The following is a 13702-nucleotide window of genomic DNA, read 5'->3' as shown; positions in this document are numbered from 1 at the left end:
CGGGGACCCCAGCAGAAAGAACCCGCCACCTTACGACCACCCGCGGGTCCTGATGCCGGGGCGGTCCTCGGTGGAATCCATTCCCCAAGTGCAGGGAGCCGCCGAGAGTCTCCGGCGCCATGGTGTGCGCCGGCGGATCATCTCGGCGCGTTGCGGGGAGCAGCTGTGGTGGATCAGGGGTCAACGAGGATTTGGAAGCTTCGTTCTCTTTGTAGACGTTCGCCGTCGTCGGTGAGTGCCATGATCCGGACGCGGCCTTCGTAGACACCGTCTGGTCCGTCGAGGGTGAACTCGCTTGCTGCGGACCCGGAGCGGCGGATCAGTCTCGTTTGCCTCCAAGCCGCGGGAGTCCTGCACCCCGTTTCTGGCATGCGGTCTACGCGGTCGAGATCGATGCCCTCGTAGCGGCTTCGCAGTTCGTAGAGGCTTCTTCCGGGGGGACGGATCCCGACCGTCCCCCCTCGGATGACAGCGCCGGGGTCAGGGCGAATCTCCAGACGAACGCGGTCGCCGACTCGAAGACCGTTGGGCGGGGTAAAGAAGCTGGGCGCGGGCGGGAAGAGATCTGGTCCGGAGGAGGGGGCGACCGTGGGTGGGGGCTCTTGTGTGGACTCTCTCGGCGGTGCTACGAAGTTCCATGTGAAATGGTGATCGGAACGGGCAAGTGCGCTGATCACGCAGCTCTCGATGCCTGTTGTGGCCAAGGCGCGGACTCTGATTGTCCAGCGGCCGGCAGGCCTCGGCGACAGCGAGCACGCCAGGTGGCGGTCGCCACGTGTGACCCAGCTGCATCGGGTCTCATCGAGTACGACTCCCTCCGGTGTGATCATTTCGATGGTGAAGTTGCTTGCCGGGTTCTCCCAGGTGAGTACGGCTGTGAGGGTGTGTTCGCCGCTGGAGACGTCGGTCGTGATGTCACGGGTGCCGCCCTGTGACAGCTGGATGGTCGGGTCGATGAGCATCTGCTGGCCGACGAGGTCACTGAAGATCTGGACGAAGAATTTGGGCAGCAGAGCGTAGTTCGCGTCAGTGATCTGGAAGTAGCCGCTGGTACCGGCAGCGAGTTCCTGGAGCTTGGCGGTGTCGAGGAACTCGGGAAGGCCAACGCCGATGGAGAAGATTCTGCTGCCGCCTGGGATGGGGACGTCTGCGATCAGGGGTGCGGTGTTCTCGATCCCGTCGGTGACGACGATGATGTTCCGCCGGCTCAGCGTGCTTGTCGTGAGCTCCGTGAACGCTCTCTGCAGGCCGTCGCCGATGGACGTCAGCCCTCCTGGGGCGAGCCCGGCGATGACGTTGGCTGCGGCGGTGACGGTCGCTGGGGAGAGCGGAGAGCGGGGGAGGCCTGTAGAGGCCGTGGTGGAAAACGGGACGACAGCGAGTTCGTCGCGTTCGTTTGCCGAGAGCAGGTCGATCAGGAGCTGGCAGGAGGAACGCAGTCGCTCGATCTTGGACATGGAGCCGGATGAGTCCGCCATGCTCCCGGATCGGTCGAGAACGAGGGCAAGGGCCATCGGCTCGACTGTCAGCCCCTCACCGAGCAGATCTGCAAAGAGCGTTGGTGTATTGGCCGAGTTCGTCTCCACACGTAACTGGCCGGCCGCCAGGCCTGGTGAAGGCGGGGTGTAGCGGATGAGGAGGGGCCGCTCGGCGCCGGCCGGCACTGTCAAGGGCGGCGTGTCGGCAAGGGTGAACCCGGCGCCCTGGACGGACGCACTGGTGACCAGTGCGGGACTGGTTCCCTGGTTGCGGATGGTGATTGGGCGGCCGAGCCGGTAGCCGATCCCGACCGACCCGAAATCGAGGACACCCTCGCGCAGCGTCAGCGCGTCTGCTGGCTTGGTGAGGTCGATGACGTGGATGCTGTTGGCCCCGGCATCCGCCGCGTACAGCCGGCCTGTGTCGAGGGCGAGCTTGTGCAGCTGATGGAAGCCGGTGGGCAGGGGAATCCCCCCGCGGGGAGCGCCTGTCGTGTCGAAGGCCGAGATGCGGTCCCCTTCGGCCTCGGCGACGTACAGGGTATTTGTGGCTGTATCGAAGGCGAGTCCTCGGGGGGTGCGCAGCTTTCCGGGGGCACTTCCGTAGCCGCCGATGGCGGTGCGCGTGAAGGTGTTGTCGTAGCGGAACACCTGGTGCCGGCCGGCATCGGCGACCCAGAGGTAGCCGCTGCCGATCGCGAGGGCTGTCGGGTCCAGCCAGTGAGGGTCGGTGAGGTGAGTGGTGACTGCACCGGTGGGGGCTGCTCGTTGGATGCGCCGGTTCGGTGCGTCGAGGATGAACAGTGCGTTGCCTTCGCCGGCGACGTCTGGCACGAACGTGGAGCCTGGGGATATGGCTCCTTGGAAGACCCACCCGCCCGCGGTGGCGGAGTACTGGTCGACGTGTCCGTTGAAGGTGTCGGCTACCGCGAGGGAGTCGGGTGCGAGGAAGGTGACGGCTCCCGGTAGTCGCAGTCCTTCGACGGCGGGATCTGTGCCAGGTCCGCCGGCATACGTCGGCTGGGCGGCGGGCAGGGCCGCGATGTCGTAGAAGGCGATCCGGTTGTGCCCCGTGTCGGCAACGGTGAGGACGCCGTCCATCGCAGCCACGCCTTGCGGTACGAGCAGTCCCGCGTCGATGGAGTAGAGGTGACTGGGCACGTCAGTTCACCCTTACCGTGACGGGGATCCTGCTGCCTGCCTGCCGCAGGACGTGGGAGGAGACGACGATGTCGAAGGTGTGGGTGCCTGCAGGAGCCTGCCCGTGCGGATCGATCGTCACGGTGACCACCTGAGGCTGGGCAGCGCCGCCCTGTGGGCTTGCGGGTGTCGCCCCGTTGGACAGTGCGCCCGTGCGCGCCGGCGATATGGTCCAGCCGGGCGGGGCACCCGCCAAGGTGACGTGGCAGTTGTCATTGCTGATCCAGTCGGTGCACGTGTGGACCTGGTATCCGTCCGGGCTCGCCACGCTGGCGTTGATGGTGTGAGCTCCATTGAGGTTGTTGGTGCGGTTGACGACCTCGATGTCGAAGCTGAACGGGGCTGGTGCCGCGTTGGTGGTCGCCGGGGTGGGAGGCGGGGTCCGCAGGGTCGCATCGGGGCCGATGACCACGGTCCTTCTCCTGCGGGCGTTGCTGAAGTCGACGACGGAGATTTCGAGGCGCAGCGGGCCGCCCTGCTGCTGGTAGCCGGCGGTGTTCCAGCGCAGGTAGTTCAGGTAGTGGTTGTCGCGAGTGCGGGGGAAGACGGGCGGTGGTTGCAGGTTGTTGGCCTGGAGGGCGAATACGTCCCGCAGGTGGGTGACGGCTACGTGCTGGGCGTCGCCCGGCGAGGGGATCGCGTCGAGTCGGATGCCGCGCCAGGCGGCGACTGCGTTCTGCTCGAGGACCTCCAGGCGGTGTAGTCCGTTCAGTAGGGTGCCTGGGCCGACGTTGAGCCTGTCCGGATGGGCGTAGTCGCGACTCCGGACGACCAGATCGGCCATGCCCGTGATGTTGTCGTGGGCTGCGGACATATCCGCAGCTCCCGCGGCAGGCGCCTGCCGCACGAACACCCCTTCGATTTCGGGCGCGTAGACGTCGCGCAGCGGGACAATGCCCAGCGGGTTGCGGACCGTGGGACCCGGGTCGGTGGGCGTCTGTACTCGGTGTTCGAAGTGCAGATGCACGTCCAGGCTTCCCGGTGAGACGTTGGACATGCGGCCGAGCTTGGCTCCCTGGAGGACGAGTTCGCCCGGCGCGTAGTTGGCGAGTTGGTCGGCGTGCAGGTAGTGAGTCCGGTCGGGCAGGGCGTGGGTGAGTTCGATCCGGTGGACACCATCGGCGTTCGGATTGCCCGGAGGGTAGAAGCCGGACCGTGCGGCCACGATGTCAGGCGGTCCCACTGCGCTGATGTCTATCCCTGTGTGCAGGCGGGTCTGCAGGCCTCCAGCGTGACCCGATTCTCCGAACCCGCCACTGAGGATGGTTTGGGCCCACGGGGCGTCTACCGGAAGCTTCCACCGGAAGCCGTCGAGGACGATCGCGCGGTTCTGGGTCGTGACGTTGCCTGCTATTCCGGCGGGGAGAGCGCCGGTGCTGTCGAGGAGTTCCAGCTTGACGGTGAACGCGCCGACCGCCCTCCATCCGGTGGTCGTGCCGCGGTTGGTTCGTCCGTTCCAGTGGATGGTTTCGACTGGTCCGGTACGGGCGGCTGTTGTGGCCTCGAATACGGTCTCACCTTGGCTTCGGCCCGACGGGTAGACAGGTGAGTCGAGTGCGAGAGTGATGGTGCATCTCACCAACCAGCCGTTGTGGTAGGCGTTCTGCTGTACGAGCGCGGGATCCACGGTGAAGTGGACCGGTACGTCCACGCCGTCTTCGAAGTTGCCGAAGTACGGGGCCGTGCTTGTGGGGGACAGCACGGTCAGTCCCGGTCCTGCCTGGGCGCCCAGCATGACTCGCATGTCGGAGGTATTGGTCAGGGACTGACCGGCTCGAGTGCCCAGGGTTGCCGCCTCGTTGTCATCGACGGTCAGGCGGAAGGCGTAGACGCCTCGGTCGCTCGGCGGGATCGCTGTCCCCGCTGCGAGGAACAGGGGAGTGGCAGTTGGCCGAAGTCCGTGAGCTGCTGTCCAGGCCGGCCCGTGAGGGGTGAGTGCGGCGGGGGTCTGGATCGCGGCCCAGGAGTAGGTAAGGGTTCCCGCCGGGTGGAGGGCGGCGTTCTGGTCGGGGTCGTCGCTGGCGGAGCCGTCCAGCGACACCTCTGCGGTCAGGTTGCCCGCAGCGTCGACGATGGCGACTTGGTCGGGGCCCGCGTTGGCGCGTGGCGAGTGGTTGACGACGTATTCCAGCGTATCGAGCATCACCCACGGCTGGTTGGGGCTCTTCCGCCACTCGACCAGGGCATAGACGGTCCGTTCCCGCTCGCGTGCCCGCCGCCACCAAGTGGCATCGGCGCGCAGGACCAGTGGGTTGGCTGCGGTGGGCGGATTTGCAACGTACTGGGCCGCGTTCTGGAAGTAGTTGTCGGAGGTTCTCGGCAGTCCCGGTGGCTCGTCGAGCAGTTTGAGATCATTTGCCCAGCTGGCACGCACGTAGTACTGGGAGGAACCCTTGATAGTTACCGCCACGTAGGCGGCAGAGGCATGGAGATACAGCGTGCGCATCGGGCCCCCTTGCTACGGGCGCGGCCCTCGCGAACCGGGCATCCGTTCGGACGTTCCAGTGCTGAAGACGCCGTCCGCGACAATCCCGCCCGGAGTCATTCCTGCGTACTCTTCGATCCGGACCCCTGCATGGACCGTGACGGTCTTCGACAACGAGACCGCCCCGGCGGATCGGAACGCCCCGGGTGGAGGGTCGAAGACCGGGTCGACCTCGTGGCCGATCGGGGCGTTGTACCCGCCCCATATCGCCATGCCATCCGGGACTCCGTCCCGGTCAGGATCTGTATAGCCCCCTCCTGGAGTGATCGTGGTCCTGCCGCCGCCGGTATTTCCCTGGCCTTCGCCGGGGTCGGTGTAGCCGCCGCCACGGGTCACGATGACAGGGGCGGCGGATCCGAGGGACCCGCCGCCATGGCCGCCCGAGTCGTCGGGCGCGGGCGTGCCTGCCTCTGGATCGACCACGGGGTCGTCTCCACCGTCAGGATCACTGCCGGCGTCGGGGTCGTCTCCACCGCCGGAATCAGTACCGGCGTCGGGGTCGTCCCCCCCGCCAGTGTCCGTACCGGCATCGGGATCGTCCCCGCCGCCGTCCGTACCGTCATCGGGATCGGTCCCGGTGTTGCCGAATATGACGGCAGCGTCGAAATCGACCTCGTTCGTGGGCGTTTCACCACCCGAGTTCGAATCCGGCCAGAAGTAGTCCGGCTTGTCCGGGTACCCGTCAGGATTGCCGTTCGTCTCCCGGTATCCGAACTCTCCAGGACTCCCGCCATAGGTGCCCGGCTCCCAGGTCGTTCCCTCCTCGGAATAGCCGTCCATCGCCCACTGCTGACGTGACCCCGTGAAGGAGCCGGTTCCCTGCGTGTTGAGCAGTCCGCCGAGCGCGCCGGCGCGCGAGCTGCCGCGTCCGAAACGATCCGCCGGCATGCCGTCAGCTCGCGCATCTGCGCGCCCAGGGAAGTCGAACCCTGTGCTCAACTGCCGCCACAACCCGATCCGCGTGTCGAAAAGGCGGGTGCTCAACATCCCGGTCGAGGCGCTGAACGTGATGATCCCCCGCGCCCTACTCAGGCCGACATCCTTACTGAACGCCAGCAGGCCTGCGGTGAGCGGATTGACAACTGCCATAGCGAAACGCTCGATGGCTCCCACTCCACCCGAGGGGAAAGCGGGCTCGTCAGAGTATGCGTACCTGTCGGGGCTCAGCCCATCAAGGGCGTCCTCCGCAGAGCGCAGGAGCCTGGCCCGGCCTTGAGCCGAGTCCTTCATCTGGCCAAGGGCATCCGCGAGAACGGTTCCGGCCGCTGCGATGTCGGGTGCGCTGCCGAGGTAGGTGAGGCCACTGGGCCACACTGCATAGATGCCGTCCTGGACTCTTTTCGTGCGGTGCCACAGGGCAGGGATGCGGCGGAGCACCTGCTGGCCATAGACCTGCGCTTGGCTGGCCATGAGTGCCCGGAACGCGCGGTGGCCGCCCTCTGCTTCCTTGCTGAGCGTGTGTGTGGCATCGCTCTCATGGTCTTTTGCGAGGAGCGGGATGAAATGCAGGGTGAAGTCGCGGCGGACGACGAGGCAGAAGTAGTAGCTGAGAGCATCCGCTCGCTCGACGAGATCACTCGCTCGCAGGCCGACGTCACACCACGCCGACCGGCTGCGGCCGGATCCGGTCGTGGCTGTGATGCGATAGCGGCCTGGCTGCCGGGGAGTCCAGTCAAGCAGGCGGCCGTTCCAGACTCGACGCCCGATTCTCCACCGCACCGGATCCGCGTCGGCGACGCCTAAGAATTCGGCTGCGTCCATGCGCAGCGTATGGCCGGCCAGGGTTCGCAGCCGCGGGCGAGCACGACGCTCCAGCCAGCGATGAGGTGGAATAACCTTGTCGAAGTCGGTCGCGCTCACAGTGGCTCCCCTCTCACCCGTGCGCGACTGATGCCAGAAGCCATTCACAGAGACGCGGCCCTCGTTGTCGCCAGCCCCCATGGCAGACACCCGTCGAACTCAGTAGATCACCAACGTGACCTGGCACAGCCTGTCCAGGAGACCAGAACGCTCAACGCCCATGGAAGGGCGTGCGACGGGCGCACCAGCGGTCGAGCTTTTGCGCCCCTGCGCGCTCCTCGCATCTGTGCAAGGCCAGGATGGTTACGCTGCATCCCCGACAACGTCCTTTGAAAGGCCGGGCTTCGGGGTGCCCGCCCTCTGAAGCGGCCCGGGCCAATCCCTGATCGAGGCTCTCTTCGACGGCTACGGTGCACCTGCCCACGCCGAGGCAAGGCGGGTCAGCTGCGGAGATCGCACAACACGAGTCCGTGTTCCCCGGCCGCCGCCAGGCCCCCACCACGCGTCCAGTCACAGGAATGCGGTCGGCTGCTGGCGTGTAGGAGCCGAGGGCACCATCTGTGCGACGTTCGGCGCCCTCGCGCCCTCTTCTCCGCCGAGCCCCCGGACCGTCACCCGCAGCTCCTTCCGGATCGGGACGACTCGAACGGGCTACGCCGAAGGATGCGAGTCGTCACCGCAGTCGTTGGGCGGCCGCAGCAAGCCTTCGGCGCCGTTCAGGCCTCCGGCCGCTCTCCAGCGTTGCCCGCTCATGCAGCCGGCGCCTGCCTCACGTCCGGCGGCTGCACTTCTCCCTCGTCGGCCCCGGCATCGACTCCGCATCACTCTCGTACGCCTGTGTGTCTGCGGATTACGGGGCTTCACCGGCAAACCCGTCCTGTAAGCCGCAGTTGCCGCATTGGAACACAGCCTGCAAGGAGAAGTGGATCACTGACCGCGTTCAGTGACACCGACGCGTGCACCACGACGTATGTGGCACGTGCCAGTAGGCTGCTCGCACTGGCATGGGAAGTGAGGCATGACCGGGCAAGAACATGTGATTGTCCTGTGCGCACTACCTCTAGCCTGTTGTCCGCCTCAGTTGTTGCGCGCTGTGGGTGAGCCGTCAACGCCGATGGCACACCTTCTCCGCCCTTGGCGGACAATCCTGCGGGTCAGCGTTCGCGCACACTACCGAAAGGTCCTACGCCATGTCCGAAGTCCAGTTGCACACCACCGAATTGGCTACCCAGTACGTCACCCAGGTCGCAGCCGACCTCGAGCGCAACGCTGAGGAGCGGGCCCGTATCAGCGCAGAACTCGAAGCGTTGCAGGAAAGGCTGCGCACTCTGCAGCACGACCACGGCGTCCTGGTGAACATTCAGCAGGCACTCACCGGTTCGAGCTCAGCCGGCGCGGCGCCAACCGTGCCGCCGCAGGCCTCCGCCGTACCCCAGCGCAGCAAGTCCAAGAAGGCGGCCGCTGAGAGCGCGAAGAAGACGGCCACTCCCAAGACCTCGCCCGCGAAAGCATCCAAGACCACGGCCACAGCGGCTGCGCAGCCCAGCCTGGTCGACCTGGTGCGCGGCCACCTGGAGCAGGCGAGGGAACCCCGTTCCACCGCGGAGATCACCGCGGCGCTCACGCAGGCTCACCCCAACCGCAGCATCAAGACCACCGTTGTGCGGACCACCGTCGAAAACCTTGTCGCCAAGAACCTGGCCCAGCGCACCAAGCAGGGCTCATCGGTCTTCTACGTTGCAGAGGCCGCTGCCTCCGCACAGCCGGCGGCCGCTGCTGCCAGCTGAGCACCCATGAAGATGTGCTGCGCCCCTCCCCAGCCTTTAGCTGCCCGGTGATCTGTTGTGAAGGGGGCACAGTCGTGGAGCAGTCGACGACTCATCGGTGGCGTTGCCCAGGCAGGCGCGTCGAGCGGCGTGCGGGAAGCAGCTGCGCCACTGCGTCCGGCACCGCGTCCACTTCGACGAACGGCGGGCCTTTCCGCGGACCTCGCTGCTTGACGCGTTGGCGCCGTGAGATGTCTGGACAGGCATGCACGCCACGGCCTGCGTGCCGGAAGGCTCGTCACGTCAGACTGGATGGGACGATCCCGTAGCGGCGCATCTTGCGGTACATCGTGGCGCGCGAGATCCCAAGGTCCTGCGCGGTCTGCTGGACATTGGAGTGGCGAGCCATCAACCCACGCAGAATGGCGTCGCGTTCCAGCGCTTCGATGGTGGTCAGGACCTTGTTCGACGACACCCGACTTTCCGGCGGAAGGTCCTCCACGTGGATCACCTGGCCCGAAGGCCGCCGCGCCAGGCCCCGGATCACCGACTCGAGCTGCCGGACGTTCTCGGGCCAGGGGCAGTGCTGCAGCATGGTCAGCGCATCCGGGGAGAACCTGCACTCGCCGCTCGGCCGGTACTTGCGCAGGAAGAACCGCATCAGGTACTCGATGTCCCCAAAGCGGTGACGCAGGGGAGGCACCTCCACCGAGGCACCACAGAGCTGGTCGAGCTGGTCGTCGGCACTGACCATCGACGGCTGGCTGGTCATGACCAGCTGCCCGATCGGGATGCCGTTCAGCTGCACCAGCAGGTTTGTCAGCTGCTGCCGCAGTCGGTCGCCCAGCAGGTGCACGTCGCTGATGACGAGCACGTTGGACGGGATGACAAGCAGCTGTCCGATGTCGCGCAGCCAGCGCTCGGTGACGGCTGGCGCAGCAGACAGCGGTGCTTCCGTCATCTCCAGTCGGCGTCCGGTGGCGTGGGCCCGGTGGAGGGCCTTGATTAGTGTCCTCTTGCCGACGCCGGCTTCGCCCAGGAGATGGAGCCATGTCCCGGCGACGAACGCGGTTTCGCTGTCGGCGACCGCGCGCAGCCAGTGTGGGGACGAGCCCACCAGTCCCAGGTTGGAGTGGGCGAGTGCGGCGGAAATTGCAGGTGTGGGCTGGGGCCGTCCGATCAGCCGGACTCGGAAGACGGCGCCTGCGTCGTTGTCCTCGCGCCGGCAGCGACTGATCTTGAGTTCGGCGACCCGCCCCGAGGGCAGGGCGATGCTGCGGGTCCCCTCCAGCCGGGAGTGGCTGGCGATCTCACGGGCGTGGTCGAGCAGCGCGTAGTGATCGGGCCCGGTCACGGCGGCACTGAGTTGCTCGTTCATCATGACGACGTCACGGTTGAGGGCCAGCACAGGGCCGGGGCGCGTTGAGGAGCACGCCTCCATGTAGTCCTGGAAAAGGGCTCGCTCGCGTCGTGAGGTGATCGCCGCGATTTCGGCCTCGATCTGGGCCGCGACCGAGCGAGCGAAGGCCATCAGCATGCCGTCGGAGCCCTCACGGATGGTGGTGAGGTTGAAGGCTCCCAGCAGGGTGCGCCGGGTGGGATGCAGGATCGGTACGGCCGCGCATCGGAAGTCCCGCAGCGCCTCGACGTAGTGCTCCGTTCCGGCGATCATGACCGGGCGGCCGCTGGCCAGCGCGGTTCCTATGCCGTTGGTGCCCACGTAGCGCTCGGCGAACACATGACCCGGGGCGAGGTGCACGCGGTTGAGGTTCGTCGTCAGCCCCTGGTGAGAGACCTTCCGGGAGAGGACCACGCCGTTGCGGTCTGTGATCATTGTGGAGACGGGGTCGTCGGCGAGCTGCTCGTGCAGCCTGTCCAGGATCGGCAGCGCCGCCCTTGCCAGGGGGCTATCCAGATCGGGGTTGTCCAGGTACGGAGCGTCGAGGCTGCTCGGCTTCACTTCGAATTCCATCGAGCGATGCCATGAGGCCACCACGAGCGGCCGGGCGCTTGGATCCTTGGTGACCTCCAGGTAGAGGTCTCTGGCTGCTCTCAGTGAGCTTCTGGCTGGTTGGCGGGGCATTAACACTCCCGTACTGCGCGCGTCACAATCCCTCGGTTCAGTGATTGGACCAGTTCGACGGCGTGACACCTAAGGCGTGTCTCACATTGAGACATTCGAGGGCGGATTCTGAGACATCGGCCTGGGAACGGCGGCCTGTGTAATCGGCGCACCACCCGCCGATTCACAGGGAGCCTCTATGAAAGCCGTGCAGGTCATCGAGTACGGCGAGCCGCCTGAGCTCGTGGACGTGCCGGACCCGCAGATCACCGGTCCGCTGGATGTGATCGTGAAGATCGGGGGCGCCGGAGTCTGCCGGACCGATCTTCACATCCTCGAAGGACAGTGGAAGGAGAAGAGCGGGGTCGCCCTTCCGTACACAATCGGTCACGAGAACGCCGGCTGGGTTGCGGAGGTCGGGCAGGCCGTCACCAACGTCAAGGTCGGTGACCCGGTCATCCTGCACCCGCTGCTGACCTGCGGTCTTTGCCGTGCCTGCCGGGCCGGCGACGACGTGCACTGCATGAACTCGGCCTTCCCTGGCATCGACACCGCCGGGGGCTATGCCGAGTACCTGAAGACCAGTGCCCGCTCGGTCGTGCCTCTCGCCCCGTCCCTGGAGCCGGCCTCGGTGGCAGCTCTGGCCGACGCCGGGCTCACGGCGTACCACGCCGTCGCCAAGGCTGTCCGTGTGCTGCGGCCGGGCGACAAGGCCGTGGTCATCGGCGCCGGCGGACTCGGGCACATCGGAATTCAGGTGCTGCGGGCTCTGTCGCCGGTGGAGATGATCGTCATCGATCGCAGCCCGGAGGCTCTGGCTCTGGCCAAGGAACTGGGCGCCGACCACACTCTGGTCGCGGACGGAAGCGAAGCCGAGCACGTTCAGCACCTCACCGGCGGTCACGGGGCGGAGGTTGTCCTGGACTTCGTTGGCGAGGGGGGTGCCGTCGAGACGGGTGTGGCTTGTCTGCGCCGCAACGGCAACTACTACGTCATCGGCTACGGCGGCCACCTTCACGTGCCGACGATCGACGTTATCTCCACGGAGATCAACTTCATTGGCAACCTCGTGGGGTCCTACAACGACCTCTCCGAGCTGATGGTCCTGGCAGCCCAGGACAAGGTCACCCTGCACACCCGGCGATACCCCCTTGCCTCTTTCCGGCAGGCCCTCGATGACCTGGAGACCGGGGCCGTACGCGGCCGAGCGATCTTGATCCCCTGACACCGCAGGAGAAGCCCCATGCGCAGCAGACCGTACACAGCCCTGGTTGCCGTCGCCGTGGCTCTGGCCGCCACCGCGTGCACCGCCCAGAGCCAGGAACAGCAAAAGCCCAAGGGCAAGGCAGCGCTCTTCAAGTCCGGCTCGGAGATCAGCTACAAGAAGTACGGCAAGGACTACCCGGCGACCACGGTCAAGGATGTCCCCGGCCCCTGCAGTTACGAGTCGATCAGCCGCAAGGACTACTCCGGACAGACGCTGAAGATCATCAGCCATGCCGTTCCCGTCATCGGCGAGCCGACCCAGTTGCACGCCAAGCAGTTCGAGGACATCACCGGCGGGAAAGTCGAAGTGGTCAACGTTCCCTTCGGCGAACTGCATCAGAAGATCCTCACGCCCCTCCAGGCGGGCCAGCCGGCGTACGACGTCATGTTCTACCCGTCCCTGTGGATAGGCGACATGGCCCCGTACCTGGCCCCGGTGCCGAAGTCGTACCTGAACAGCCCCGGCATGAAGGACGTCACCAAGGCCTACATGGACGTGGCGACCTGGAACGGGAAGGTCCTGCAGTACCCGGTGGACGGTGACCGGCACTACCTCAAGGTCCGCACCGATGTGCTGATGGATCCCAAGCGGCAGGCGGAGTACGAGAAGGCCACGGGCAAGGAGCTTAGGGTCCCCAGGACGTGGGATGAGTACCAGAAGACCGCCAAGTTCTTCAGCGGCAAGGACTTTGATGGCGACGGCAAGGCCAACTACGGCAGTGCCGAGGTGACCAAGCGCGATGATCTGACCTTCTCGGCGTTCATCAGCCGTGCGGCGCCGTATGTGAAGAACCCGGACGTCAAGGGCGGTGTCTTCTTCGACGTCAAGACGATGAAGCCGCTGATCAACACGCCGGGCTTCGTCCGCGCCCTGGAAGACATGGTGAAGGCCAAGTCGACCTGGGCGCCCGGCGGCGCCAACTTCGGTCTGGGGGACGAGATCTTCTCCTTCGGCGGCGGCCAGACGCTGATGTCCTACTCCTGGGACGACGCTTTTATCCAGGCCCAGCAGTCGGACAGCAGGATCCGCAACAAGGTGCAGGCGGCGCCGCTGCCCGGCTCCACCGAGGTCTACAACCGCACCACGAAGTCGTGGGACAAGAAGGCGAACCAGGCGCCGTACTTCACGTGGGGCTGGACGTCAGCGGTGGCCAAGGCCTCGCGTCACCAGCAGATGGCCTTCGACTACCTGTGCTTCTTCGGTAACGAGGCCAACACCGCCCTCGACCTGACCATCGGCCGATTCGGTGTCAACCCCTACCGCAACGCCCACTTCGACCCGGCGTTCTGGGAGAAGCAGGGCTGGAACAAGGACGTCGCCGAGTCGTACGTGCACACGCTCTCCGGCATGGAGAAGAGCACCAACCGCGTCTTCGACCTTCGCGTTCCCGGTGTCAACCAGTACATGTCCGCGCTGGCCAACGGCGTCGCTGCGGCTCTGGCGGGACAGAGCTCCCCCCAGAAGGCACTGGACGACGTGGCCAAGGACTGGTCCAAGATCACCGACCAGATCGGCAAGGACAAGGTCCAAAGCGCATACCGCAACGTGGTCGAGCTTGAGGACAACTCCTGATCCACCGCAGGACGCCCCGGGTGGCCGGACCGGACCGGCCGGCCGCTCAGGGGCTTCCGCCCCCTTCCGCAA

The 13702-nt window shown here is 66.3% G+C and carries 7 protein-coding genes; 3 read left to right on the top strand and 4 right to left on the bottom strand.

Translation table 11 applies throughout. The features are described from left to right. Window positions 1-173: 173 nt before the first annotated feature. From OOK38_RS33240 to OOK38_RS33230, 3 genes are read right to left on the bottom strand one after another with little or no spacing between them, the layout of a single operon-like run. A complete protein-coding gene (locus OOK38_RS33240; RefSeq protein ID WP_266849708.1) occupies window positions 174-2639 on the bottom strand; it encodes a VWA domain-containing protein in 2466 nt (821 codons plus the stop codon). A gap of 1 nt (window position 2640) precedes the next feature. After that, window positions 2641-5124 (bottom strand): M23 family metallopeptidase, encoded by a 2484-nt coding sequence (locus OOK38_RS33235; RefSeq protein ID WP_266849707.1) that lies wholly within the window; start codon window positions 5122-5124, stop codon window positions 2641-2643. 12 nt (window positions 5125-5136) lie between these two features. Further along, window positions 5137-7023, bottom strand: a complete 1887-nt coding sequence (locus OOK38_RS33230; protein ID WP_266849706.1) for a hypothetical protein — start codon at window positions 7021-7023, stop codon at window positions 5137-5139. Between the two features lie 1130 nt (window positions 7024-8153). Between OOK38_RS33230 and OOK38_RS33225 the strand changes: the two genes are divergently transcribed. Continuing rightward, window positions 8154-8750, top strand: coding sequence for a hypothetical protein (locus OOK38_RS33225; protein ID WP_266849705.1), 597 nt, complete (start codon window positions 8154-8156; stop codon window positions 8748-8750). A 277-nt stretch (window positions 8751-9027) separates the two neighbouring features. On the opposite strand, the gene OOK38_RS33220 is transcribed toward OOK38_RS33225, so the two are convergent. Next, window positions 9028-10812 (bottom strand): sigma-54-dependent Fis family transcriptional regulator, encoded by a 1785-nt coding sequence (locus tag OOK38_RS33220; protein ID WP_266850011.1) that lies wholly within the window; start codon window positions 10810-10812, stop codon window positions 9028-9030. A gap of 178 nt (window positions 10813-10990) precedes the next feature. On the opposite strand from OOK38_RS33220, the gene OOK38_RS33215 reads away from it, so the two are divergent. Beyond that, window positions 10991-12016 carry an NAD(P)-dependent alcohol dehydrogenase gene (locus OOK38_RS33215; protein ID WP_266849704.1) on the top strand — a complete coding sequence of 342 codons (1026 nt, stop codon included), beginning with the start codon at window positions 10991-10993 and terminating at the stop codon, window positions 12014-12016. An 18-nt stretch (window positions 12017-12034) separates the two neighbouring features. Then, window positions 12035-13630, top strand: coding sequence for an extracellular solute-binding protein (locus tag OOK38_RS33210; RefSeq protein WP_266849703.1), 1596 nt, complete (start codon window positions 12035-12037; stop codon window positions 13628-13630). Window positions 13631-13702: the final 72 nt, after the last annotated feature.

It is taken from the genome of Streptomyces sp. NBC_00568 (assembly GCF_026341855.1).
GTDB lineage: Bacteria > Actinomycetota > Actinomycetes > Streptomycetales > Streptomycetaceae > Streptomyces.
Note: the sequence above shows the minus strand (reverse complement) of the source record. Positions and strands in the feature narration are given on the sequence as shown.

Bases quoted from the DNA above. Each gene is read 5' to 3' on its own strand.
- OOK38_RS33220 (WP_266850011.1), bottom strand. From the start codon at position 10,812: ATGCCCCGCCAACCAGCCAGAAGCTCACTGAGAGCAGCCAGAGACCTC.
- OOK38_RS33215 (WP_266849704.1), top strand. From the start codon at position 10,991: ATGAAAGCCGTGCAGGTCATCGAGTACGGCGAGCCGCCTGAGCTCGTG.
- OOK38_RS33225 (WP_266849705.1), top strand. From the start codon at position 8,154: ATGTCCGAAGTCCAGTTGCACACCACCGAATTGGCTACCCAGTACGTC.
- OOK38_RS33235 (WP_266849707.1), bottom strand. From the start codon at position 5,124: ATGCGCACGCTGTATCTCCATGCCTCTGCCGCCTACGTGGCGGTAACT.
- OOK38_RS33210 (WP_266849703.1), top strand. From the start codon at position 12,035: ATGCGCAGCAGACCGTACACAGCCCTGGTTGCCGTCGCCGTGGCTCTG.